24 protein-coding genes and 2 pseudogenes are annotated in these 24,918 nt (G+C 55.2%); 12 read left to right on the top strand and 14 right to left on the bottom strand.

Going from position 1 to position 24,918, the window contains the following annotated elements:
- Positions 1-3: 3 nt before the first annotated feature.
- The 3 genes from RB620_RS05700 to RB620_RS05690 all read left to right on the top strand — a co-directional run bounded on the left by RB620_RS05700 (position 4) and on the right by RB620_RS05690 (position 3,427).
- Entirely contained in the window at positions 4-957 is a 954-nt protein-coding gene (locus RB620_RS05700) for an ABC transporter permease (RefSeq protein ID WP_308092625.1), read from the top strand.
- Between the two features lie 28 nt (positions 958-985).
- On the top strand, positions 986-2,278 hold the full coding sequence (locus RB620_RS05695; RefSeq protein WP_374121365.1) for an NCS2 family permease: 1,293 nt from the start codon (positions 986-988) through the stop codon (positions 2,276-2,278).
- Between the two features lie 129 nt (positions 2,279-2,407).
- Positions 2,408-3,427 (top strand): hypothetical protein, encoded by a 1,020-nt coding sequence (locus RB620_RS05690; RefSeq protein ID WP_308092623.1) that lies wholly within the window; start codon positions 2,408-2,410, stop codon positions 3,425-3,427.
- On the opposite strand, the gene RB620_RS05685 is transcribed toward RB620_RS05690, so the two are convergent.
- On the bottom strand, positions 3,420-4,760 hold the full coding sequence (locus tag RB620_RS05685; protein WP_308092621.1) for a TolB family protein: 1,341 nt from the start codon (positions 4,758-4,760) through the stop codon (positions 3,420-3,422). The genes RB620_RS05690 and RB620_RS05685 overlap by 8 nt on opposite strands.
- A 72-nt stretch (positions 4,761-4,832) precedes the next feature.
- A complete protein-coding gene (locus RB620_RS05680) occupies positions 4,833-5,384 on the bottom strand; it encodes a helix-turn-helix domain-containing protein (protein WP_308092619.1) in 552 nt (183 codons plus the stop codon).
- A 153-nt stretch (positions 5,385-5,537) separates the two neighbouring features.
- Here RB620_RS05680 and RB620_RS05675 point away from each other — a divergent pair, with 153 nt between their 5' ends.
- Genes RB620_RS05675 through RB620_RS05665 form a run of 3 tightly spaced genes read left to right on the top strand, consistent with a single transcriptional unit; the run spans position 5,538 to position 8,392 of the window.
- Positions 5,538-6,197: an alpha/beta hydrolase gene (locus tag RB620_RS05675; protein ID WP_308092647.1), complete on the top strand. Its 660-nt coding sequence runs from the start codon at positions 5,538-5,540 to the stop codon at positions 6,195-6,197.
- A gap of 8 nt (positions 6,198-6,205) precedes the next feature.
- Entirely contained in the window at positions 6,206-6,976 is a 771-nt protein-coding gene (locus RB620_RS05670) for a DODA-type extradiol aromatic ring-opening family dioxygenase (RefSeq protein WP_308092618.1), read from the top strand.
- Positions 6,977-7,000: 24 nt separating this feature from the next.
- Positions 7,001-8,392: a TRAP transporter large permease gene (locus RB620_RS05665; RefSeq protein WP_308092617.1), complete on the top strand. Its 1,392-nt coding sequence runs from the start codon at positions 7,001-7,003 to the stop codon at positions 8,390-8,392.
- A 362-nt stretch (positions 8,393-8,754) separates the two neighbouring features.
- Here RB620_RS05665 and RB620_RS05660 read toward each other — a convergent pair whose 3' ends face one another.
- The 7 genes and pseudogenes from RB620_RS05660 to RB620_RS30280 form a co-directional block, all read right to left on the bottom strand.
- Complete coding sequence (locus RB620_RS05660; protein ID WP_308092616.1) at positions 8,755-9,258, bottom strand: hypothetical protein; 504 nt, start codon at positions 9,256-9,258, stop codon at positions 8,755-8,757.
- 15 nt (positions 9,259-9,273) lie between these two features.
- Positions 9,274-9,735: a hypothetical protein gene (locus RB620_RS05655; RefSeq protein ID WP_308092615.1), complete on the bottom strand. Its 462-nt coding sequence runs from the start codon at positions 9,733-9,735 to the stop codon at positions 9,274-9,276.
- Between the two features lie 152 nt (positions 9,736-9,887).
- Entirely contained in the window at positions 9,888-11,582 is a 1,695-nt protein-coding gene (locus RB620_RS05650; protein ID WP_308092614.1) for a M3 family oligoendopeptidase, read from the bottom strand.
- Positions 11,583-11,680: 98 nt separating this feature from the next.
- Positions 11,681-12,031 carry a type II toxin-antitoxin system RelE/ParE family toxin gene (locus RB620_RS05645; protein ID WP_308092613.1) on the bottom strand — a complete coding sequence of 117 codons (351 nt, stop codon included), beginning with the start codon at positions 12,029-12,031 and terminating at the stop codon, positions 11,681-11,683.
- Complete coding sequence (locus tag RB620_RS05640) at positions 12,015-12,287, bottom strand: type II toxin-antitoxin system prevent-host-death family antitoxin (RefSeq protein ID WP_308092611.1); 273 nt, start codon at positions 12,285-12,287, stop codon at positions 12,015-12,017. The genes RB620_RS05645 and RB620_RS05640 overlap by 17 nt, the downstream gene beginning before the upstream one ends.
- A gap of 115 nt (positions 12,288-12,402) precedes the next feature.
- Positions 12,403-12,771: pseudogene (locus tag RB620_RS05635) on the bottom strand (GntT/GntP/DsdX family permease); the annotation flags it as partial.
- 12 nt (positions 12,772-12,783) lie between these two features.
- Positions 12,784-12,930 (bottom strand): annotated as a pseudogene (locus RB620_RS30280) (2-keto-3-deoxygluconate permease); the annotation flags it as partial.
- Positions 12,931-13,067: 137 nt separating this feature from the next.
- On the opposite strand from RB620_RS30280, the gene RB620_RS05630 reads away from it, so the two are divergent.
- Positions 13,068-14,186: an RNA-guided endonuclease InsQ/TnpB family protein gene (locus RB620_RS05630; RefSeq protein WP_308092610.1), complete on the top strand. Its 1,119-nt coding sequence runs from the start codon at positions 13,068-13,070 to the stop codon at positions 14,184-14,186.
- A gap of 245 nt (positions 14,187-14,431) precedes the next feature.
- On the opposite strand, the gene RB620_RS05625 is transcribed toward RB620_RS05630, so the two are convergent.
- The 5 genes from RB620_RS05625 to RB620_RS05605 form a co-directional block, all read right to left on the bottom strand.
- Entirely contained in the window at positions 14,432-15,157 is a 726-nt protein-coding gene (locus RB620_RS05625; protein WP_308092609.1) for a GntR family transcriptional regulator, read from the bottom strand.
- The gene (locus tag RB620_RS05620; protein ID WP_308092608.1) at positions 15,157-16,173 is read right to left on the bottom strand and encodes a sugar kinase; all 1,017 of its coding nucleotides are present in this window, start codon (positions 16,171-16,173) and stop codon (positions 15,157-15,159) included. The genes RB620_RS05625 and RB620_RS05620 overlap by 1 nt, the downstream gene beginning before the upstream one ends.
- The gene (dagF, locus tag RB620_RS05615; protein ID WP_308092606.1) at positions 16,166-16,921 is read right to left on the bottom strand and encodes a 2-dehydro-3-deoxy-phosphogluconate aldolase; all 756 of its coding nucleotides are present in this window, start codon (positions 16,919-16,921) and stop codon (positions 16,166-16,168) included. The genes RB620_RS05620 and dagF overlap by 8 nt, the downstream gene beginning before the upstream one ends.
- A 476-nt stretch (positions 16,922-17,397) precedes the next feature.
- Positions 17,398-18,507 (bottom strand): DgaE family pyridoxal phosphate-dependent ammonia lyase, encoded by a 1,110-nt coding sequence (locus RB620_RS05610; protein ID WP_308092605.1) that lies wholly within the window; start codon positions 18,505-18,507, stop codon positions 17,398-17,400.
- Positions 18,473-19,591 carry an amidohydrolase/deacetylase family metallohydrolase gene (locus RB620_RS05605; RefSeq protein ID WP_308092604.1) on the bottom strand — a complete coding sequence of 373 codons (1,119 nt, stop codon included), beginning with the start codon at positions 19,589-19,591 and terminating at the stop codon, positions 18,473-18,475. Before RB620_RS05605 ends, RB620_RS05610 begins: the two co-directional genes overlap by 35 nt.
- Before the next feature lie 238 nt (positions 19,592-19,829).
- On the opposite strand from RB620_RS05605, the gene RB620_RS05600 reads away from it, so the two are divergent.
- From RB620_RS05600 to RB620_RS05580, 5 genes are all read left to right on the top strand, one after another.
- The gene (locus tag RB620_RS05600) at positions 19,830-20,510 is read left to right on the top strand and encodes a FadR/GntR family transcriptional regulator (RefSeq protein ID WP_308092603.1); all 681 of its coding nucleotides are present in this window, start codon (positions 19,830-19,832) and stop codon (positions 20,508-20,510) included.
- A 97-nt stretch (positions 20,511-20,607) separates the two neighbouring features.
- A complete protein-coding gene (locus tag RB620_RS05595; RefSeq protein ID WP_308092602.1) occupies positions 20,608-21,927 on the top strand; it encodes an ABC transporter substrate-binding protein in 1,320 nt (439 codons plus the stop codon).
- A 24-nt stretch (positions 21,928-21,951) separates the two neighbouring features.
- Entirely contained in the window at positions 21,952-22,830 is an 879-nt protein-coding gene (locus RB620_RS05590) for a carbohydrate ABC transporter permease (protein ID WP_308092646.1), read from the top strand.
- A 1-nt stretch (position 22,831) separates the two neighbouring features.
- Complete coding sequence (locus tag RB620_RS05585) at positions 22,832-23,659, top strand: carbohydrate ABC transporter permease (protein ID WP_308092601.1); 828 nt, start codon at positions 22,832-22,834, stop codon at positions 23,657-23,659.
- Between the two features lie 29 nt (positions 23,660-23,688).
- A complete protein-coding gene (locus tag RB620_RS05580; protein ID WP_308092600.1) occupies positions 23,689-24,912 on the top strand; it encodes a trans-sulfuration enzyme family protein in 1,224 nt (407 codons plus the stop codon).
- Positions 24,913-24,918 lie beyond the last annotated feature (6 nt).

The following is a 24,918-nucleotide window of genomic DNA, read 5'->3' as shown; positions in this document are numbered from 1 at the left end:
AGGATGGACATTATCGGAAATCTAATCAATGGGACGCTCGTATTCGCTACGGCCTTCATCTTTGCGGCGTTAGGCGGCTTGATCTCCGAACGCGCGGGCGTTATCAATATCGGACTGGAAGGGTTCATGGTGTCGGGCGCGTTCTTCGCCGCCGTCGTCGCCCATTACGGGGAGTCGGCGGGACTTGGCGCTTTCTCTCCTTGGCTTGGCGTGATCGGAGCGTTCGTATGCACAGCGGTCTTCTCTGCGATTCACGCCGTCGCCACGATCCGGTTCAAGGCGAATCAGGTCGTCAGCGGGGTCGTCATCAATATTTTGGCGGCCAGCTCAACGTTTTATTTGGTGAAAATGATCTTCGACGGCTCGGCGGAAACGCCTCTCCTGACGCATGTCTTCCATAAGCTCGCCATTCCATCCTTCAGCGATCTTCCGTTCATCGGCAACGCGCTTCTGAGCGGTTATCCCACGACGTATATCGCGATTGGGCTTGTGGGGCTTCTGTCCTTCCTGTTGTTCCAAACATCGAGCGGGCTCAGGCTCCGTGCGGTTGGGGAAAATCCGAGCGCTGCGGCAACGGTGGGCGTCAAAGTAAACCGCACGCGTTACCTCGCGGTCATCTTGAGCGGCTCGATTGCCGCCTTGGGCGGAGCGACGATCGTCTTGACTTCGAACGGCAATTTCTCGTTCAACACGATTTCGGGGCAAGGCTACATCGCGCTTGCGGCCGTCATCTTCGGCAAGTGGAATCCGATCGGCGCCATGCTGGCCGCGTTATTTTTCGGCTTGGCCCAAGCGGTGAAGGATCAGCTTCAAATTTTCGACTTCGCGGCGAACATGCCCGACGAATTTTTTTATATGCTGCCGTACGTGCTGACGCTCCTCGTCTTGATCGGAGCGGTCGGCAAGTCCCGCGCTCCGAAAGCGTTAGGCGAGCCTTACGAAGTAGGCAAACGGTAAGACGGAGCTGGATGGAAGGACGAATACAATGATATTGCTTAACCGATTGCAGAAGATATTTCGTATCCGGGAGTCCCATACGTCGGTAAGGACGGAATTGGTGGCCGGGTTGACCTCATTCATGACCGTCGCTTATATCATAGCGGTCAATGGAGCGATCCTGCGGAACGCGGGCATGCCTTACGAAGCGCTAATCATAGCCACGGTACTATGCTGCTTGATCGGCTGCTTGTTTATGGCGTTCTGGGCGAATTCGCCTTTAATCGTCATACCCGGCATGGGGGATAACGCGTTTTTCGTCTTTACCCTGGTCATTTCGTTCGGGCTTTCGTGGCAGCAGGCGCTTGCCGCCGTGTTCGTGGCAGGCACCGTGTTCCTGCTGACGGCGGTGACCCGATGGGCCGATCATCTGTCGCGCTCGATTCCTCATTCGATGATGAAAGCGATGACCGCGGGCATCGGGTTATTCATCGCGTTTCTTGGACTGAAGAACGGGGGCGTGATCGTGGCGAGCGAAGGGACGCTCGTCACGCTCGCGAATCTCGGCGACCCGTACGCGCTCACGACGATCGCGACGCTGGCGCTTGCGCTGCCTCTGTTTTTGCGCAACGTCAAAGGAAGCTTGCTGATTACGATTATCGCGGGGACAGGCATTGGGTGGCTGCTCGGCATCGTGGATTTCTCGGATCTGCGCGATTTCGGCTTCTCCTTCGGGGGTTACGAGCAGCTGTTCCTGGCGCTGGATTTCAGCGGGATGGGCTCCTTCCCGTTCTGGACGGCCGTCTTCTCCCTCTCAATGATTATCATATTCCAGAACATGGGCACACAGCTCGGCATGCTCCCGGATCAGTCGAAGTTTCGCAGATCGTTCCAGGCGAACGCCCTCTCGGTCATGAGCGCGGGTCTCCTCGGATGCAGTCCCATGACCACCGCCGCCGAAGGAGGAACCGGCATCGCTTCGGGAGGGAGGACGGGGTTAACCTCGCTCACGACGGGCCTCTTGTTTGTGCCGGCGCTGTTTCTCATCCCGCTCTTCAAAGTGATTCCGAATAGCGCGATCGCACCCGTGCTCGTTATTGTCGGCTGCCTGATGGTGATGAGTGCCAAGGATATCCGATTCGATGATTTCACCGAAGCTTTCCCGGCATATCTGATGATGGCGGTCATGCCGTTATCCTTCAGTATCGCGAACGGCATGGCGCTGGGATTCATCGCTTATCCGTTGCTGAAGCTGGCTACCGGCCGCAGGCAGGACGTGTCCGTGACGATGTACGTCATTGCGGGATTTTTTCTGCTGTATTTCTTGCTTGGAGCTCTATAGGAGCCCAGACGAGTTTCTGATGCGCTTATCAATAAGCTGCCTTAACCGGCAGCTTCTTTTCATTTGCCGAACCGGCGATTTATGTTATGGTCGATGATATACGAAGGTTACGGCGAAGGGGGCAAAGCGATGGGCGCGAACGGTAACGAAGAAGGGGAAAAGCGGATTTTGCGGGACGGCTTGTCCATCATCGCGGGCTGCAAAAGCAGAACGGGCGATATTTGGGAGGCGCATTTCGGGGCGGCGGCGATCGCGAGTTATTTTTTTGCGAGAGATAACCGGCTGGACGAAGCGACGGCACGCCGGGTGAGGTCCGAAGCCGCGGCCATGGTAGCGCGGTATGGCGGCAATTCGGGAGGCGAGGGGGCCGAGCCGCGTGTGGGCGATGCCTGCCTTCCGTCCCGAGAAGCCGAGCGTATGGTGATGGAAGCGCTGGACCGCTCGATCGACGGCCTGCACTGGGTCGGTCATAACGTCATCTACGCGGCGATGAGCCTGCTGGCGATTCGGGAGCTCGGCGGATGGGGGACAAGAGCGGACATCGAAGGGATCGCCGAACTGATCCGCGCGTTCGAGCGAACAATACCGGGAAGATCTTGGATCGGGCACACGGCCTCGGATGGGAAAAAAATGAACGTAGACGAGGACGTATCGCTGCCCGTAATCGAGGATGCGAGCCAATTATCGGCATTCGTATTAAGCGAGCTGGCGTCCGTCCGCACGATTTATAAGGCAGAAGCCCATCATGATCTGCTCGGCCACATGCTCACCTTCTCGCACGCGTTGAACGTGCTGCACGATCTCGGCTATCGCGACGAATTCCGCAGGGGGATCGGGCCGATTCTGAAGCTCGCGAAGGCGCTTCGCGCCAGCCGGAATCTGGGAGAGAAGGAAGCGATCGCGCTGTATTCGCCCGTCGATCGGTTGCCGCTTGCGAAAGCCGAGCGTTCGGAGCGGTTGCCGACGGAGCCGGAGTATTGGGTGGAGGATTTCGGGCGGCATGATTGGGATTTCGGGCATGTATTCAAGTTCCCGTTCAGCTTCTATGATCATCTGAACCGGCTTCCGGCCGGAAGCATACCGGAGGCCGTCGACCGGTTCCGCTATTTGATTATCGACAATCTTTCCGGAACGGGCTCCATCAAATAAACGTCAGCCGCCTTGCCAATTGGCGGATGTGATCGTGGTCCGCCCAAAGAATAAAATAATTGTAGGATGTCTCACCGATTTGGATCGGATAGGGATATTTCACAATGAGGGCCGATTGCTTCCTCATTTCTGCCGGTTGGTCGGCTGAAGGGAATATGAAACAAGCTGTCTGACCTTGTATCGTTGTCATGACGATTCGAGGCGCAGAACCATAAGGGCGTAAGGGGTGAAAGGCTTCCGCACGGCAAACCTCTTCCAAGCGGTTTTCGGATGAAATCGCGGAGATTTGGAAGAAACCATCCGCCCCTTCGTATCGTTCCTCGCTTACTTGCTGCCAATGTGCTGGATAGAGAAAGCGGATGCGGTAGAGCGCATTCGAATACATCTTGAGAGGATGCTCCATTCTGACGGGCGACGACCATTGCAGCGCGGTGATGCGGCCGCCTTCAATGATTTTGACCGGGTAGGGATGCCTCAAATGCTGAATCCAGATCTGGCTCGAAGGTTGTTCGTTCTCGCAACCGGACAAGTATGCGATCCGATGTCCATCGGGCGACCAGCTGACCGGCGTGGCAAAACAGTCGGAAATCGCACGCGTTAGTTGTTTTCCGCCGGTCTTGCCGTCTGTCTGAATAAGCGAATAATAACCCCGGTCGTCATCAAAAGCGGTTGCGCTGTAGGCGATTCCGGCAGCGTTCGGCGCCCATTCCGGGAAATAATTTTTGGCGAGCGGTCCGCCCTCTAGCGGATAGGTTTGGCCCGTGGATAAATCTACGGTCGTGATGATGGAAATGCTAACGCCGGGCGATGTATAGAGCGCAAATGCTCCGTCAGGAGAAAGTCTAGCGTTGTTAAGAGGCCCTTCCGTATTTCGCGTGAGCGGCCTCTTTGCCGTTCCATCGCTATTCATCCGATAAAGCTGGCTGATGCCGGCCGCATCCGGCGCCGCGAAGAGCAGCTCGAGGCCGGACGGGAACCACTGGACGTCGCTTGCGCCAGGCTGGATGATCGTTCGGCTGGAATGGGCAACGGTATGGTAGACGACGATCCGGCCATCTTTGACATAGGCCAGCCATTGACTATCCGGGGACCAGTCCAGCAGCGTAAAAGGCTCGATTTGGTCGATCCGAGCCATTGTTCCCATGCTAAGGTCAAGAACATAAACGATGTTTTGCTTACCGATAAATGCGATTTTCCTTACATCCGGAGACCAATAAGGAACGGAGAACGATTCTCCTATTCCTTGCGTAACCGGAAAATGGGCGGCATCAACAGGACGGTATAGCCAAATATCGAAATGACCACCGCGATCCGACGTGTATGCGATCCACACCAACAAATCCCCCTTCGATTGCTTTAAACCAATGTATTCAAAAGGAGGGGGATGGGCGACTGTATGGGTACGCTACAAATAATCACCCGCATGTTCCGTCTCCGTGTAGACGGATATGAGCACGATGGCCATCTCTTCGCCGATATTTCGCACCAGATGAGGGATACACGCATTCCAAGAGAAGGAATCCCCTTCGGCAAATTCGGCCGAATCTTCCCCCTGCTCGGCGTAGATCTTCCCTTTCACCACCATGTGCACTTCTTCGCCCTCATGGGCATGGGGCGCTTCGCCAGTCGAGGCTCCGGGAGGTATCTCGACGAGCATCATCCTTACGTTTTTTGTGGAGCTCAGATGCTCGACCTTTAATTGCTCGATCCCGCTTGTTGTCCGTTTCCGTTCTTCTTTCCGCACGATGGACATGCGTTCCTCTTTCTTCAACAGCAAATAAGCGAGCGGCACCTTCAAAGCCTCCGCAATGTTTTCCAGCGTGGGAATGGACGGCGACGTTTTATTCGTTTCGACTTGGCTTAAGAAACCCTGGGATAAGCCGGTGTCTTCGCAGATTTGAGCAATCGTTATATTTTTGCGTTTCCGGATCGCGCGTATGTTGGAGCCGATATCCATCGAATCACTCGCCCTCAAAATATTTGTAATAAGAATTATATATTCATATTAACCATATTCCAATTGACATGCTAGTCTTGGTTGATGTAAATTACTTATATAAAATATATTTTATTATTACTAATATTTTTGGAGAGGGAGAGGATAGATGTGATGGAACCCGCTTACCAGTATGACATTCAATTGCCGAGCAACATGGATCCGGACAAAACCTATCCCACGATTTTTACGCTTCACGGGAAAGGGTCTCATGAGAAAAACATGGTTTCGTTGGTCGATCCATTGGCCGCCGATTTTATAAGGATTCATATTCGGGGAAACCTTACGCTTGGCGCCGGATATCAATATTATGATTTGAAAAGTCTGGGCAATCCGATCCGGGAGCTGTTCGATCAAGCTGTCCAGCAGCTTGAAGCCTTTATCCGCTATGCGACGGAGCGATACCCGGTCGATGCGAATAGACGTTACGTGCTCGGCTTCAGTCAAGGGGCGATTCTCTCCATGACGCTTGCGCTTACGATGGGGAATCAGTTGAAAGGGATCGTGGCGTTAAACGGATATGTACCGGCATTCGTAAAAACGGAATATCCGCTGCGCGCCGTCGAAGACGTGTCGGTGTTTGTCTCGCATGGGGAATACGATTCGGTATTCCCGGTTCGGATCGGCCATGAGACAGCGGCCTACTTTGAAACCCTGACAGACCGTCTCACGTTCAACATCTATCCGACCGACCACGGCGTTTCCGAGGAGAATCGGCGGGATTTCGTGAGCTGGCTTGAACGGGATGCCGGAATTGATAACAATAAGGAGTGAAGACGGATATGATGCCATCTTATTTTTTCGCGCACGGAGCGCCTTCCATCGTTCTCGAGCATAATGACTACACCGATTTAATGAAAAATTTCGCCGCCCATACGCCTAATCCGAAAGCGATCGTGCTGTTCTCCGCCCATTGGGAGCAATCGGTACAAACAGTGAGCGCGGTGGGCGAGTACAGCACGATCTATGATTTCGGCGGCTTCCAGGATGAGCTTTATCAGATGACCTATCCAGCCAAAGGGGATCGGAACTTAAGCGACAGCATTCAGTCATTGTTCGCCAAGCATGGGATCGAGAGCGTCCTCGACGAAGAGAGAGGGCTCGATCATGGCGCATGGGCCGTGCTCAAGCTGCTGTATCCCGACGCGGATATTCCCGTCGTCGCGCTGTCCGTTAACCGGTACCTGACGAACGAACAGCAGTATCAGATCGGCAAAGCGTTGTCGGCGCTCAGGGAGCAGGATGTTCTGATTATCGGAAGCGGGGGAACCGTTCATAACTTGAGGGGCTTGAACTGGCGTTCGGAGGGGATTGACGATTGGGCCGAAGCGTTCGATAATTGGTTGCAGAGCAAGCTGGAGTCGTGGGATACGGAAGCGCTGTTCAACTATAGGGAGCTTGCGCCATATGCCCAAGAAGCGGTGCCGACGAGCGAACACTTTATTCCGCTGCTGCTTGCGATGGGAACCGGCGACGCGAGCCGGCAAGCGAAGTTGATTCATCGCAGCTATCAATACGGCAATCTTAGCTTAAGCTGCTGGCAGTTTAATTAACGAATAACGAAGAAGGTTATTGGAATGAAACCATTCTATAGGGCGGCGATCGAGAGAGGCGTCATATTCTCTCTCGCCGCCGCATTTATCGCGCAGCAGCTCACGGACTCGGGGCTGCTGCTGCACGTGCTTGGGGGTCTCTCGTTTGCCGCGGTGCTCCTGCTGCTGCCCAGGCTGAAGGGCAGCATGAGATGGCTGGCCGCTTCCTTCCTGATCGGCGGGGCGGCGCTCCTGATCATGCAAGGGGCCGACGCGAGGCAATGGTTCGAGGCGGCTAGCATGAACGCGACGCTCGTGACGTTGTTCGTTTTCGCTCCGCTGTTCGGCATACCCGTTCGCTTGCCCGCCTACGTGGAGGCGCTGCGGCGTTTCTATGAGGGGAGCGTGCGAAGCGGGACGGCGTTATTTGCCGGCACTCAGCTCCTTACGCTGATCATGGGCGCCTTTATTAATGTAGGCTCCATCCCCGTCGTTTACCATATGGCATTCGCGAAGCCGCATTCCGGCCGGATGTCGAAGCTGCTGGCGAACGCGATGAACCGCGGCTTCGGGGGCGCGATTCTATGGTCGCCCTATTTTGCCGCCATGGCGCTCGTGACTTCGGCGCTGGCGCTCAGCTGGTCGTCTCTGCTTCCTTATGTCATCGGCTTATCCTTGCTTGGCGTGTTCGTCAGCCTAGCCGTCGATTGGAAGGAGCTTCGGGCGAGAGAGGACGGTCAAGAGGAGGATGCCGGAGCGGCCCTGGAGCAAGAGGAAGAGACCGTCCATCGCGGCGATCGCCGCGCGTCGTTCCCGGCCGGGCTTGGCGTCTATTTGGTTTTGGCCATAGTCGTCATCTTACTGCTGGAGCAGGCGATCGACCTGCCCATGGTTCTCATTATTTGCATGGCCGCGGTGCTCTTCCCGCTGCTGTGGTGCGTCTCCAAGGGGGCGATGGCGACTTACAAGCAAGGGCTTGCGAATCACGTTAGCGTCACGTTGCCCGCCTTGCAGAAAGAAATTACGCTTTTTCTAGCCGCCGGCTTCTTCAGCGGTTCCATCGGCGCGACAGGGTTCGGGGCAAGCGTTCCCGCTATGCTCGAGCATCTGCCTGTTCCTCTCTGGTTCGCTTTTTCGCTCTTCACGGTAGCGATCATTGTGTTGACTTCGCTGATCGGCCTTCATCCCATTGTGCCCGTCACCATTCTGGCCACGGGCATCGCTCCTGCATCGGTCGGCGTGAGCCCGGTCTACTTCGGCGTGCTCCTGCTCGGGAGCTGGAGCTTGTCCAATCCCATCTCGCCGGCCTCGGCAGTGAACAATCTACTTGCGGGTTTGCTCCGGAAGCCGGTCTTCGAGCTGGCCAAGCCGAACTATGCATTCGCCGCAGTTATGGCGGTCGTGCTTCTTCTTTATTTAACGGTTGGTCTGCGATGAATGAAAGGGCAGTCTCAGAAGTAACACTCTTAGGGGCAGCTTTTTTTCGTCTACTTGGGGCGCAACGGGCCGAATGTGTATGGAAAACCGTATACATGACGCCCAATCGGGGCGCAAAAGGGCCGAATGTGTATGGAAAACCATACACACGACGCCCAACAGGGGCGCAAAGGGCCGAATGTGTATGGAAAACCATACACATGGATCCCAACCGGGGCGCAACGGGCTGAATGTGTATGGAAAACCATACACATGACGCCCAATCGGGGCGCAAAGGGCCGAATGTGTATGGAATTTCAAACGCGCAGGGCCGTCTCGTCAGAGACAGCCCCTTTCATGAATAGGCATGATGAGTCGATGCTTTAATCGTCATCATGTTTTTTCTCGCATACGACAAAATCTTCATAGCGGAAAAACAGCGTGGCATCGGGGTTATTTAGCCCTGGCGGCGTTCCGGGTTCGGCGTGACCGCCAAGCACGCTGATTTCTAGCTTATCGCAAATCGGAAGGCAATCATCGACGGCATAGTCGCCCGACGTTTCGACGCGAAGCGTTTCGCGTTGATTCGCGGCTATCGGAAATTCGAATCGGGTGCAGCTCATTGCCGGCACAGTCGTTGGAGGAACAGTGAACAATGGCGATTCAGCCGTGTTAAAAATGATAGGGAAACCGGTAAAAATAAAGGGAGATGGAATGGGACAACGTGTGATCGCCAGTGAAGCGCTTAACGGTTTATTCGTTGGATTTTTGAGCGTGATGACAAGCAAATCATTGGTTGATGCTGCTGGACCTACGCATAATGACTGAGTAAACTGGGGGACGAGGAACGGCCCCGTTGTAAGGGTCGCATCGTGTTTGCTGGACATGATTCCACCTCCTTTTTAGTCGTGCTTCTTATCGCATACGACAAAATTATCATATCGGAAAAATAAACTTGGATCCGCATTGATGAGACCTGGCGCATTTACAATTCCGCTTCCGCCCGTTACGCTGATTTCCAGCTTTCCACATACGGGTATATCGTCGCAAACTTTATAATCGCCGGTGGTCGTTACATGCAACGTACTGCGTATAAAAGGCGCGATAACCACTTCGATTCGGGTACAGCTCATTGCCGGCACAACGGTTTCGGGAAATTCAAAGAAAGTCTCTTCCGCCGTATTGAACGGAAAGCTGACGGGATCGACCGGCGGCAGCGGGCATACATCGATCTTTGCCGAAGCCTCTAAAGGTTTGTTTGTCGGATTCTTGAGTATAATAACCAGTCTGTCTTGGTTGAACGGATTAAACGCAGGCACATGAAAAGGTCCGGTGCTCAAAGTTTCTTTGTGTTTATCGGACATATTTTCACCCCCTTTTGTTTGTCCAAATGCTCAATCTATTTAATGCAGCGCTGCCATGCAACGAAACGGACAACCATCCAGATTGGTTGAGCTGACATAATGAAAAGGGCACCCTCTCGCGAGAGTGCCCTTGTTCGATTAATCTTTGTTTCTCATAACGCCCGATCATCCACGCCATCGAGCCAAGCTTCGATCGTGCCGATGACGGAGGTAACGCAGCCGTCGTCGAACGGGGAGATGAGGCCGGCCGCGCCAGCAAGCTCGGTGAAGGAGAGGCTGCCGCCGAGACGGCACAGATCGAGATAATCGCTCCAAGCGGCGGAACGGTCCTCGCGCGACTTCTTCCAGAACTGGAACGCGCAGATCTGTGCCAGCGTGTAGTCGATGTAGTAGAATGGCGTGCGATAAATATGGCCCTGCTTATGCCAGAACCCGCCCGCTGCCAGATACGCGTTGTCCGCGTAGTCGCGATGCGGCAGGTATTTCTTCTCGATCTCGCGCCAAGCTTGCTTCCGCTCGGCCGGCGTCGCATCAGGATTCTCGTAGACGAAATGCTGGAATTCGTCGACGGTCACGCCGTAAGGGATGAAGATCAGCGCGCTCGCGAGATGGTCGAACCGATATTTGTCGGCGTCCTCCTTGAAGAACAGCTCCATCCACGGCCATGTGAAGAACTCCATGCTCATGGAATGGATTTCGCAGGCCTCGTATGTCGGCCAGTTGTACTCCGGCACCGCGTAGCTTCTGCTCTCGTACACCTGGAACGCATGCCCCGCCTCGTGCGTCAATACGTCGATGTCGCCGGACGTCCCGTTGAAGTTGGAGAAGATGTACGGCGCTTGGTACTCGCTAATATACGTGCAATACCCGCCGCCCTGTTTGCCCTTCTTGGCTACGAGATCCATCAGCTCGTTCTCCTGCATGAAGGTAAAGAACGAATCCGTCTCCGGAGACAGCTCGGCGTACATCTTCGCACCTCCGGCCACGATCCAGTCGGGATCGCCCTTCGGCGTCGCGTTGCCGGACAGGAACGCAAGATTCTCGTCGTAGTAGAGAAGATCGTCGACGGCAATGCGGCCGCGCTGGCGCTCCTTCAGCTTCGTCGCGGCCGGCACGATGTGGTCAAGCACCTGCTTGCGGAAGCCGGCGACCATTCCGGCGTCGTAATCGGTCCGGCTCATGCGTGCGTAGCCGAGCTCCACGAAGTTGTCGAAGCCGAGCTTCTTCGCGATGCGGGTCCGCACCTGGACCAGATCGTCGTAAATGCGGTCGAGCGTCGCTTCGTTCTCGGCCATGAAGCCGGAGGATGCCTCGGCGGCGCGCCTGCGCATGTCGCGGTCGGTCGATTGCTGGAACGGACCGAGCTGCGCGAGCGTGCGCTCCTCGCCTTCGAACGGGATTTTTGCGGAGGCGATCAGATTCGAATATTCCGTTGTCAGCTTGTTCTCCTGCTGGAGATCCTCGATGATCTCGGGACTGAACGTTTTCAGCGACAACTCGGCAAGCCGGAACAGCTGCCGTCCCCACTTGGACTCCAGCTCCGCCCGGAACTTGGATTCTGCTAGAGCCCGATAATAATCCGTCACGAACTCCTGTACGATCGGCCCGTTCTCGTCGAAGAAATCCTGCTCCGCTTTATAAAACTCGTCGTTCGTGTCGATGGAATGCCTGACGCTCGCGATCGTCTGCATCGTATCGAATTCGCTGCGCAGCTTGTTCAGGGCCGCCATCGCCTTGTCTTGCTCCTCGTAGCTTCCCGCAGACGCGAACGTCTCCAGCAGCGCCTTGAATTGCTCCTCGAATGTTTTCACGTCGGGACGCTCGTATGTATATTCGCTAAATTTCATCGATGTACACCGCCTTTTCAAAAATTTGTGCCACTTCCATTATACGCCATTCGCGAAGCCATTACAGGGGATAATATGGCTATAGCCGTCCGTGACCTTTAAGAGGTTGTAACACGCACTTTCACTGCCAATTGGCCAAACAATTCGCGAAGATAGTCCCGCCGCCCATGCAAGATTCGATGAATGACAACCGTATCGCCAAGAATACGATAAAAGACTAAATAAGGATGTACGACAATAAATCTGTAGCCGCGTTCAATAAGCGTATATTCGTCTTCGGCTAGAACCGAACCCAATTGTGGGAATTCGCCTAGCTGTGAGATTTGACCAGCGAGCTTGTTGAGCAGATTTTCCGCCGCATCGACGTTGTCTTGGGATAAATAAGAGAAGATCTCATCCATATCGTCGACGGCCGCGGGGGTATACTTTATTTTATTCTTTGGCGGCATTTAACTTCCTCCGCAAGTTCCCGATTACTTGATCGTGATCAAGCAGTTCGGCTCCTTCCGCCACTTGCTTCTCTGCGACCAGAAGCTTCGATTGCAGCTTGTTGCGAGCCTCCATGCGCCGGAAGGCTTCAATGCTCATCACGACCAAATCCGCTTCGCCGTTACGGGTGAGAATGACCGGTTCATCGATTTCGTGGCAATATTTCGAAAAACCGTTGTAATCTTGCCTAATGGTAGTGGACGGCTTAATATTCATATGTTCAGCCCCTTCAATGGATGACATTATTCTGACGATATTATAACATATGGTCGCAAAAAAAGATCGCCCAACGCTCCTGTGCAACCAGGAAGCAAACGATCTTCTTTTACGGTTAAATCACCATATCCACGAGCAACACCGTGCCGAACACGATGAAGGAGAGCAGCGTCTCAAGCACCGTCCACGTTTTGAACGTTTCCTTGACGGATAAGCCGAGATACTCCTTCACCAGCCAGAAGCCGGCGTCGTTGACATGCGAGAACATGAGCGAGCCCGCGCCGGTGGCGATGACGAGCAGCTCCAAATTGACGCCCGACATCTGCTCGACGATAGGGGCAACGATGCCAGCAGCGGTCGTCAGCGCGACCGTCGCCGAACCCGTCGCGATCCGGATCAGGCCGGCGACCATAAACGAGAGGACGATCGGCGACAACGCGGCGCTTTCGGACATGCCGGCGATCGCCGTGCCCACGCCCGTCTCGTACGCTTTTACGATGGAATCCAGAGACAGCCCGGACATGACCGCGAGGAACAAACCCGCCACGGTCAAGCTGATAAAGACATGCCACTTCCACCAAGCGACGCCCAGAATAACGATCACGATGGACAACAAGGTGATCAACAGCAAATATAGATCCATATTCATTAAAATGGCACAGGATACTCCCGCTTCTTCAAGCGGGGAGGAATGGGTGTCAGGCGCTAGCTTGAACGATTTTTTGAATGTTCTTGCCCTCCACGATATGCTATACTAAGCATAGAAAGGAAGGCGAACATATGATCTTAACCGTCACTGCAAAAATCAAAATCAAACCGACGGAAAGTCAAGTAGAGGCGCTGCACCAAACTATGATTGCTTATCGGCAGGGCTGCAATCTCGTCTCTGCACTTGTGTTCGATACGGGCGAATTGAAGCAGCCTTCCGTGCACCGAGTGACGTATCAAACCCTCCGCAATACGATGGGCTTGCGCTCCCAAATGGCGCAGTCGGTGATGAAAACTGTCATTGCCAGATACAAGACGATTCGGAGCAACGGGCATGCTTGGTCGCTCGTGCGCTTCAAGAAGCCGGAATATGATCTCGTATGGAACAGGGACTATTCGCTGAAAGCGCAGCTGTTCTCCGTCAATACGTTACAAGGCCGAATCAAAGTCCCTTTCGAGGCGAAAGGCATGGAAATCTATCTTGACGGTTCTTGGACATTCGGCACTGCCAAGCTGGTGTGCAAAAAGCAAAAGTGGTTTCTGCATATTCCGGTGATGAAGAACACGGAGGTTCCTGGGCTCAAGGACATCAAACAGGTGGCAGGGATTGATCTTGGCATCAACTTTATCGTAACAGCGTATGGGAACGACGGCAAAACGGTTTTCTATCGGGGAAGGGCACTGAAACGTAAACGAGCAAACTACAAACGGTTGCGTTCGGAACTGCAGCGCAAACAAACACCGTCATCCCGTCGCAGACTGAAGCAAATCGGAGAACGAGAAAACCGTTGGATGACCGACGTGAACCATCAAGTCAGCAAGGCACTCGTTACCCGGTATGGAGCAAATACGTTGTTCGTGCTGGAGGATTTGACAGGTGTCCGCCGCGCAACAGAAAAGACGAAGCTCAAGGATCGTTATGTGACAGTATCGTGGGCCTTCTATCAACTTCGTAAAATGATAGAGTACAAGGCGCTGCTCGCTGGCTCAATAGTAATTGCAGTCGATCCGAAGCATACCTCGCAGACGTGTCCGTTATGTGGTCATATCTCAAAAGAAAATAGGGATAAACGAAAACATCGCTTCCGTTGCCGGACATGCGGTTATGAAAGCAATGATGACCGCGTAGGCGCGATGAATCTATGTTTGAAGGGAAAAGAGTACCTTCTACAAGGTACAGGTTTAGCATGACTAGGCTTGCAGGGCAGTTGTCAATCTGCCCATCGGTAAGCGTATGCTTATCGTGGATGTAACACCACGTACTTCTGAATGACAAAAGATCGGAGTCGCTAAAGACGATAGCACGATCGGGTAGTTACAAGCTCCCGCTTCAAAGGATAGTTAAGTGGGAGTCATTGACCTTCCAGTTCCCCCTTAGATGCGACCGCTTCCAAATCAAATGAAGAAGGCGAGAATCGGACGATCTCGCCGTATAGCTAAATGTCGTAATTGACGACGTAGTTATGCATGGCCGTATTGTAAAGCCCTTCGCTAAACTCGATGAGGTTGCCCGCCCCGTCATAGGAATACCGCGACCGTTTGAGCAGCGGCGTGCCGGGAGCGACGCGCAGCCTCTGTTCGATGTGAGCCGGAGCGAGCGTGACCGCAAATTCGTCGCGGAACTTCTCGAGCGCGACTTCATGCTCCTCGAGCATGTCGTACAGCGATTGCGAAGTGAGATCGGAGAGCTCGATGCCCCCCGCCTTCATCGTCAAATAGTGCATGTAATGAATATAGGGCTCGTCGTTCAAATGGTAGAGCCGCTCGATGCGGTAGCATTGCGAGCCGAACAAACGATGCGGCAAGGAGCCGGCTTCGTTCACGACGACTTCGGCGATGAGCAGCTCCTTCCGGATCCGGTGACCGCTTTCGACGAGCACCTCCGTGAACCGTTTCTGCTTCGACAGCTTCGACGTCGAGGTGTTGCGGACGACTTTGGTGCCTTTGCCGCTGCCTTTCTCCAAATACCCTTCCTGGACGAGCTCGCCGATGGCGTTCCGGACGGTGATTTTGCTGACGCCGAATTCGCTTTCGAGCTGCGGCTCGGAAGGGATATTTGATTCAATCGGGTATACCCCGTGCAGAATCCGGTCCTTGATAATGCTTTTGATTTGCATATACAGTGGTTTATTCTTCCGAGATAGGTTCACGTTTATGCGCACTACCTTTCTACGTCGCCTATGGTATCCGAAAGCGCCTTTCGGATGTCGCCGACGGACGACATCGGGGTATCCCCGACGATCGTGTGGGCGAGCATGCCCGCCCCCGCCGCGAACGTCACAATCTCCTCGGGCGACCAGCCTTCCGTCAAACCGTGAATGATGCCGCTCGTGAAGGCGTCGCCCGCGCCGATCCGGTCATGAACGGCGAATGTCAGCGGGCGAGCGTACGTGAATGCTCCGTCCGTATAGATAAAACCTTGCAGCGCATGCGTATTGTCTCCGTTGATGGAACGATGCGTACCCGCAATTGCGGAAATCCGATACTTCGCCGCGACGGCGGGAATGAGATCCTCGAGCTGCTCCCGGCGCGTTTCCTTCTCCGTGGTCATGCCGAGCGTGAACATGGCGTCTTTCTCGTTCATCATGACGATATCCGCGAGCGCCAGCATGTCTTCGTAGAAAGGCTTCGCCTTCGCATACGCGTTCTCGCCCCACAGGCTCGGCCTGTAATTGCAGTCGAACGCGACGGTGCCACCGCTTGCCTTGACCGCCTTGGCGAACGCTTTCATGTGGCCTCTGACGGCATCGTTCATGGCCAGCGTAATGCCGCAGAAATGCGCAACGTCGACGGCCTGAGCGATCGCGTTAAAATCGTAGGCGCCTTCCGGCGCCGTATTGAAGCTGCTCTCCAGCCGGTTCGTATACGTCACGCGGCTAGGCCGCGCGCCGAAGCCGTTCTCCAGGAAATACATGCCGACGTACTTGCCGTCCCTCCGTATGAAGGATGGCGTAATGCCAAGCCTGCGAAGATACGCCAGCGCGGCGTCGCCGACGGCATGATCCGGCAGCGTGGAGACGAGGCAGCCCTCGTGGCCGAAACGCGCCAGCGCCGCGGCGACGTTCACGCCCGTCCCGGAGAACGAATACTGCAGCGTATTCGATTGGGACAGGAGCTCGTAGCCGGGTACCTGCAGGCGCATCATGACTTCTCCGAATGCCGCGATCCGCTTAGGCATGCTCGTCGACCAGCCGCTTCGTCGTCGCGAGCAGCTCGCGCACGTCTTCCACGATCGTCTTGCCCGTGGCTTTGTCGATGATCGAGGAGTAGACGTGAGGGATTACCTGCTGCACGCCGGCTTCCAGGCAGATGCGCAGGATGGCTTCGAAGTTCTCTTTGTCGATGCCGCCTGTCGGCTCCAGGGCGAAGCCCGTCTCGGCGCAAGCCTGAGCGACCGCGCGAAGCTCGTCCTCGCGCGCAAGGCCGTTCATCGGGAAATACTTCAGCGCGTTGCCGCCCATGTCGCGCACGAGCGCGATCGCCGTTTTCACCGGCACGATGGCAAGTTCGTCCTGCGCAGCGCTGACGGGACCCGTCGAAATGTTCACGTAGCCGACTTGACCGGTCGGCGAAACGAGGCTGTTGATCCAGCTGTCGCGCTCGCCAAGGTTCGCGCGGGTCGCTCCAACGGCAGGGAACACTTGATTAATATGCGTGCCGCCGTACTGCTTGGCGATTTCGGCGACGACGGCCGCTTGGCGGTTATCGCCGGCGCCGAGGCCGATGGATACGGCATCGTCGATGGCTTCGCCGTACGCTTTCATGGCGGCGACGCCTTCGGCAACCGTCGGGTAATCCTTCGACAGCACGCCGACGAGGACGTACCCTTCCGCCGCTTCGAACACTTCCTTGGCGTTCTCGATGCTGTTCGCCAGCACGTTCAGGGCGACGCGGTTTTTATAGAAACGTTTTGCGATGGATGTCATGTTAGTGTCCTCCTGTTAATCAGGTAATAGTTGTGTTCGAGTTCTAGATCGTGCAATGTGTATGAAATTTCGCACATATGCGCGGCATTTGATCGCCGTGCGAGCAACGTATACGAAATTTCGTATACAAATGCCGCGTGCGAGCCCTGGATTGAGCAGCGTATACGAAATTTCGCATACAATCGCGGCGTTTGAGCTCCTGATCGAGCAATGTGCATGGAATTTCGCATACAATTGCTGCATTTGATCCCCGTGCGAGCAATGTATACGAAATTTCGCATACAATCGCGGTGTTCGAGCCCTGAATCGAGCAATGTGTACGAAATTTCGAATACAATTGCCGCATTTGATCCCCGTGCGAGCAATGTGTACGAAATTTCGCATACAAACGCGACGTGCGAGCTCCGGAACAAGCATGGTATCCGTCTGTTTGTTCTAATAGGAACTTTCTGTCGGCGCGCTACTGGGCCGGCGTCTTACGAACGAGAGCCCGTCACCAGTTCGCTCACTCGTGCTGCGATGACCGCCATATCGTCGCCCATCAGGGGACGCGGGTCGATGTCGAAATACCCTTGCCTTACGCCGTAATCCCGCGTGTAGATGGCAATGTCGCCATTCTGCAAGCCGTCCACGACCGCCTTGGCTGTCGTTCCGGACTGGCCAGGGTCTATCGCGATCCGCGCGCGGAAGATCGCGCGTCCGGCCTCGTCTTGCACGATCGTCACTTTGACGCCGGCCAGCTCGTTCAAGGCCATGAGCTGCTGCAAAGCTTCTTTCTCTTGTTCGCTTTTGTCTTCCTTCGCGCTATACTCGTCCAGCGCTTGCAGCAGGCCGAACGTCGTTTCCTTGCCGACCTTCATGCTGCGGCCGATGCCGTGCAGCTGCGTCTTGACCGATTCGATATATTCGCGCTTGCCGCCGACGATGCCGGAGGTCGGGCCTTCGATCGCCTTGGAGCCGCTATAGATTGCCAAATCCGAGAACTTAACATACTTCTGCAGATCCTCTTCCGCGGCTGCGTCCACGATGAGCGGCACGCCTCTGCGCTGCGCGACCTCCCAAGCTTCCTCGACCGAAATCATGTTCTTCTGCACGGCATGATGCGACTTCACGTACAGGATCGCCGCCGTAAGCGGCCCGATCGCGTCTTCGATGTGTTCGGCTTTGCCTTCGTTCGCGTAACCGACTTCGACGACCTGGCCGCCTCCCAGGTACACCATCGTATCGACGGGAGCGCCATACTGGACGTTATGTCCCTTCAGCATGATGATTTCGTTCTTCGCGATCGGCTCTTGATGCAGGCGAAGGCTGACTCGCTTGTTGCCGCCGGTCACGATCGCCGCGACGGACAAAGCGATGCCGCTCGAGGCCGAGTTCACGACGACCGCCGCTTCCGATCCGAGAATGCCCGCGATGTAATCGCCGGCTTTGTCGACCAGATCCGCGATTTCCACGTAATTTTGCCCGCCGTGCTTCATCGCGTCCATGACGGTATCCGTCGGCGCGGATACACCGAGAATGCTCATGCGCCCGCTAGCGTTGATGACCCGTTTAAGGCCATACTTTGCATTTAATGAAGTTGCCACCTGCAACCACTCCTTTGGCTTCTATTCGTTGATCGGTGATTCGTCTGTCCCCTTCGGAATCGACGAGCTCCGTCTTCCGCTGCTCAACCGTGAACAGCGTCAAGTTCGCCCGGTCTCCCGCTTGAATGCGCCCAAGCTCGGGTTTGCCGAGCCAGTCCGCCGCGTTCGAGGTGACCGCCGCGATGACTTCGTCTAGGGCGTATCCCAAATGCAAAAATTTCGTCAGCACGTTCGCGAGGCTGTACACCGGTCCGTTCAAGCGGTTGCCTCGGTAAATGTCGGAGCTGATCGTGTCGAAGGCGATGCCATGCCGTTTCGCGGCTTCCGCCACCTTGAACGAGAAGCTGGCCGTGCCGTGGCCGACGTCGAGGCGCACGCCGCGCCCGATGGCGTCAAGCAGCACCCCCAGCGGGTTACCATCCTCGTCGAACAGGTTGTTCGCTTTCCCGTTGAGATAATGCGTGATGATATCCCTATTCGCGAGAAGCGGAACAACCTCCTCGATCGCGGGCGGGCCCGAACCGATATGAACCATGAGCGGCATTCCCGTCTCTTCGGAGAACGACCGCGCGATGCGGAGCGGCTCGATGCCGCTGCCCTTCACGACGCTTTTGCTGATGCGCGCCTTCAGTCCGACGATGGCGTCCCGATGCGATCCAAGCGCCCCAAGCAATTTCTCCCGATTGATCCAGGCCAGATCGGATAATTCGTCGATCCGCAGCAGCCCGATGTGCGAGATGTTCAGGAAGGCGAGCAGGTTCGTCTTCGCTTGCTCGCCGCTCGCGAGCAATTCGCCGATCCGGTCGGCTCCGCAGCTTCCCGCGTCGACGATGGTGGCGACGCCTTGCTCCACGCCGATCGCGTCGATCTCGTCGCCGTACGGATCGAGCTCGGGAAAGGCATGGACATGCATGTCGATCCAGCCGCTCGACGCGTATTGCCCCGAGCAGTCGATGCCGTTCGCCTCATCCGCGAGCCTGCCGCCTGCTTCGCTCACCTCGGCGATGAGGCCGCCTTCGATCGCGATATCCACCGGTTCTTCATTCACGAGTTTAAGATTGCGTAATACGTATCGTTGATGCATACCGTTCACCTTTTTTCCAAGTCTGCGTGATTGATGTCTCGCATAGCTTTTCCACAACTCTAGAATATCATAGAAAATCGAAAATACAATATAACGTTATAATGTTTGGCATGCCAAATAAAAGCAAGCTCAGATCAAGCTGAGTCCATGCGCAGTCCAAGCTCAAACCTTGTTGACAAACCATAGTCTTTCGCATAAGATTCACCTATCTGAAAGGTGGAAAGGGAGAACAAACGGAATGTCTCGTAAAATCAAAAAGCAGCACGTGCACGAGCTTGTCGCGGAGGAAATCCAAAAGTATATCGAAGACAAAGAGCTGCAGGAAGGGGACAAGCTTCCTTCGGCCGAGGAGCTGACCAAGCTGTTCGGGGTCGGGCGTTCGTCCTTGCGCGAAGCGTTAAGGTATTTGGAGGCCATCGACATCATTAAAGTGGTGAATGGAAAGGGGATCTACGTCAATGATGCGGGCTCGTTCCGTTATAGCGGCAAGGTGAAGGTGGAGAACGAGAAAAAGTTCCTGCTCCATATTCTGGATGTCCGGAGGGCGCTCGAAGGAAAAGCCGTGGAGCTCGCCGCGATGCGCATCAACCCGGAGATGATCGAGAAGCTGCGGCTATGCCTGAAGGAATACGACGAACGGAAGCAGAGGGGCCTCGATACGTCGGCAATCGACTTCGAATTCCATCAGCAGATCTATCACGCGGCGGCCAATCCGCTGCTGCACAGCGTATACGAATCGATCGCCGGCTTGATCGAGAAGTTTTTCGCGGGTCCGTTCGGCGTGAAGGAATTATTCGATAATACGTATCCTTACCACCGCACGATGTTCGACGGAATCGCCCAACATGACGTGGCGCACGCGCTTACGGAATTCCATAAAATGATGGATATTATCGAAGAAACGATCCGGAAATATTGAGCGTTTTTTTGTTGACAAAATGAAAAGGCTTACAGTATAGTTGACCTATCATACAGGCAGAAAGTATGAAACTATATCGAGGGGGATTCAAATGCGAATGATAGCAAAGCAAAAGTGGATGTTATCGGCCATGTCGATCGTACTGCTGCTCGGTTTAACGACGGCGTGCAGCTCCGGCGGTTCCGGTGGTTCCGGCGGCAACGGCAGTGACGAGATTGTTACGCTGCGTATGATCGAAAGCTTGACTAGCCCTGGCAGAACCGAATTGATTCAAGCTAGCATTGATAAATTCATGAAGCAAAACCCCGCCATTAAAGTTGAATTAGTTTCTCCTCCGTTCGATCAGGCGGACAACAAAATCAGAACGATGCTCGGCGCGAAGCAAGAGCTGGACATCGTGGAAGTGCGCGATCTGAACGTGGCGGAGTTCGTAAACAACGGCTACGTTGAACCGATTGACGAATATACCAAGTCATGGAGCGACTTCGGCACGGTCACCGCGGTCGCGCAATCCGTTGCCCAGGTCGACGGCAAGCTTTATTTTATCCCAAACGGCCTGTACCAGCGCCAATTGTTTTATCGGGCGGATTGGCTGAAGGAGAAGGGCATCGAAGTTCCCGCGTCGTACGAAGAGCTGGTGAACGCATCGGTTCAATTGACGGACGCCGCCAATAACCGCTACGGATTCTCCTTCCGGGGAGGACCGGGCGCCAATGCCGTCCCGGATACGATGATCCAGGCTTACAGCTCGGAGACGATCAATATCGAAGACGCGATGTTCCTAAAGGATGGTGGCACGATCTATTCGTCGCCGGAAGCCAAGACCGCCTTGGAGCAATACGTGAAGCTGTATAAGGAAGGTTCCCCTCCCGACTCGATTAACTGGGGCTTCCAAGAGCAGGTGCAGGCGTTCACCTCAGGCGTAACCGCATTCCTGCTGCAAGATCCCGACGTCATTCAGGTATTGACGGACGGCATGGAGGAAGGCACCTGGGCTACCGCTCCGATGCCGACGGGACCGGCCGGCAAGGCGCTGATCTCCGCCGGAGGCGCGGGCTGGGGCATCACGTCCTATTCCAAGCACAAGGAAGCGGCATGGAAGCTAATCGCGTTCCTGTCCTCGCCGGAGGAGAATACGAACCTGTCCAAAAATCACGGCACCGTGCCGATCCACTCCTCGGCGACGGAAGACGAGTTTTTCCAGAACGGTCCTTATAAAACGCTGCTGGACATGACGAATAAACCGGATACGTTCGTCAACTTCAAGCCGCCGTTCCAATACCCGGCCAACGGACAGTGGGGAACGGTCGCGATGGAATCGGGCCAAGCGCTGCTGCTCGGCCGGGCTACCGCGGAAGAAACGTTGAAGAAATGGGACGAATATTGGACGGCGGCGAAAGCGGAAATGAACAAATAAGAATCAAAGGCGGTGATTGAATTGATGAGGCAGCGCACGTTTATCCTTCTCAGCTTGCTTCCGGCATTATTGCTGCTGCTGATATTCACGTTCTACCCGTTCTTCCAAGGGGTCATCATGGCCTTCCAGAACTACGTCCTGTTCGATCTGTCCAACGTAAGCTTCATCGGGCTTCGGAACTTCGCGGACGCTTTCCGCGATCCGAAGTTTCTCCAGGCGCTCACGAATAGCGGCTATTGGGTGTTCTTCTCGCTGGTCTTCCAGTTTCTGCTCGGCTTGTCGCTTGCGCTTATCCTGCGCAAGCGCTTCTGGGGCAGAGGGGTGTATCAAGGATTCATTTTCTATTCGTGGGCGTTGTCCGGCTTCTTGATCGGGCTCATCTGGAAGTGGATGTTCAATTCCCAGATCGGTGTCATTAACGACATGCTCATGCGCACGGGCTTGATCGAGAGCCGTATCGGCTTCCTCTCCGATCCGGACTGGGCGATGATTTCGGTAATCGTCGCCAACGTATGGTACGGCATCGCGTTTTTTGCCATCATGCTGCTGGCCGCGCTGCAGTCGGTGCCGGCGGACTTGTATGAAGCCGCGGACATGGACGGGGCGGGCGTCGTCCGGAAGTTCTTTAACGTGACGTTCCCGTTTATTCTGCCTACCATTATCGCGACGACCTTGCTGAGGGCGATCTGGATTTTCAACGACCCGTCGATCATCTACGGTTTGACGAACGGCGGACCCGCAGGGATGACGCATATTCTGTCCTCCCTCATGCTGGACAAAATTTTGTACGGCGGAGACTACGGCATGGCATCGGCGATCGGCGTCATCATGATCGGGATCCTCATGCTTTATACCATCTTCTATTTATTCGCGACCAAGTCGGAGAAGGCGGGTGATTTCTAAAATGAAACCTCGCTTGCTGATGGGCTTGAAGGTGTTGTATATGGCGCTGCACTTCGTGGTGATGGTGTTCCCGCTGTATTGGATCGTGATCACGTCGCTGAAGCCGCAGAAGGATATTTTCTCCTTCCCGATCCGTTATTGGCCTGAACGGTTTACGTTCGAGAATTACACCCAAATCTTCAAAATCTCGAAGTTTCATATTTATATCGGAAATAGCTTGCTCATCTCCGTCATTTCCGCGCTGATCGTGCTTGCGATCGCTATTCTTAGCGGATACGTGATGGCCAGATTCCAGTTCCGGGGCCACAAACAAATCATGATGGCGTTTTTCTCCACGCAGATGCTGCCGGGTTTCATCGCGCTCGCGCCGCTCTATCTGCTGATGGCGGATCTGGAGTTGATCAATAACCGCATGTCCTTGGTCATCGCCTACACGGTCATGCTCATTCCGTTCTCCACGATCATGCTGCGCAGTTTCTTCCAGCGCATCCCGAGCAGCCTGGAGGAGGCGGCCATGATCGACGGCTGCTCGCGGCTTACCGCTCTGATCCGGGTCATTATCCCGATCATGCTTCCGGGCATCGCCTCGACCTTTATTTTCGCGTTCGTCCAGAACTGGAACGAGCTGTTCATGGCCGTCATGTTCATCGACGACGACGCGCTGAAGACGATACCGGTCGCCATGAATTCCTTCGTCATGAAGTTCGACGTGGATTGGGGCGCGATGTCGGCGGGAACGGTATTGTCGATCCTGCCCACGATCGTTTTGTTCGCTTTCGCCCAGCGATTCATCGTGGAAGGGTTGACGCAAGGCGCGGAGAAAGGATAACCCATTACAGCATGGATCGAGGGACTAACATGGCAGAGAGCAAGGGACCGGATGAAAGCATCTATTCGAAAGTGGCGCATGATCAAGTGGATCCCAGACATTACGGAGCCGTCGCGATGCCGATCTATCAGAACAGCCTGTTCGCGTTCGAGAATCACGAAAGCTTCGATCTCGCGATGCGGGATGTCTTAAGCGCGACGGTATATTCCAGGGGCAATAATCCGACGGTGAGCTACTTGGAAAGCCGGATCGCCGAGCTGGAGCAGGGCGAGCAAGCCCGATGTTTCGCCTCCGGCATGGCCGCCATCGCAAGCACCTTGCACGCGCTATTGAAGTCGGGCGATCATGTCGTCTGCGTGAAGCAAGCCTACGGGCCGACCCGCGAATTCCTGAACGAAATGTCGGAACGTTATCTCGTCGAAGTGACCTACGTCGACGGAAGCCGGCTGTCCGACTTCGAGCAGGCCTTGCGGCCGAATACGAGAATCATTTATTTGGAAAGTCCGACGTCCGGCCTGTTCCAGCTGCAAGATCTGGAGGGCGTCGCCAAGCTGGCGAAGAAAGCGGGCGTCTTGACGCTGATCGACAGCAGCTGGGCTACGCCGTGCTTCCAGCGGCCGCTTACGCTCGGCATCGACGTCGTGCTGCATTCCATGACCAAATATTTGTCCGGCCATAGCGATTGCCTGGGAGGGGTCGCGGTCGGGCAAGCTTCAATCATGAACCGGATCGGGAACAAAGGGTATATGCTGTTCGGGGGCATCATGACGGCGCATACGGCATCGCTCATGATCCGCGGCCTTCGCACGCTTCCGCTGCGCATGGAGCGCCATCAGAAGAGCGGCCTCGCGATCGCGGCTTATCTGGAAGACCATCCGTTGGTCAACCGGGTCAATCATCCCGGACTGCAATCGCATCCCCAGCATGCGCTCTCCCGGAAGCAGCTAGACGGCTACGGCAGCCTCTTCTCCTTCGAATCGAAGCTGCCGGTGCCCGTCATGAAGCGTTGGGCCGATTCGCTTCGTTACTTCCGCATCGGCGTAAGCTGGGGCGGCTACGAGAGCCTCGTCACGGTGGGGGCGACACCCGATGAGAGAAACCCGGACGGCGGCAACCCGTCGGTCGTCAGGCTGTACATCGGGCTCGAGGACACGGCGGAGCTAATCGGGGATCTCGAGCAGGCGTGGCTTGCGGCTGCGAACGAACCGCTTGAACCGCATAAACCGGATGAAACGCAAGAGCTCGCCCGCTAAAGGAGG

Source organism: Paenibacillus sp. LHD-117 (assembly GCF_030929555.1).
Taxonomy (GTDB): domain Bacteria; phylum Bacillota; class Bacilli; order Paenibacillales; family Paenibacillaceae; genus Pristimantibacillus.
The sequence above is the reverse complement of the archived record's forward strand: the minus strand, read 5'-3'. Positions and strand labels throughout refer to the sequence as shown.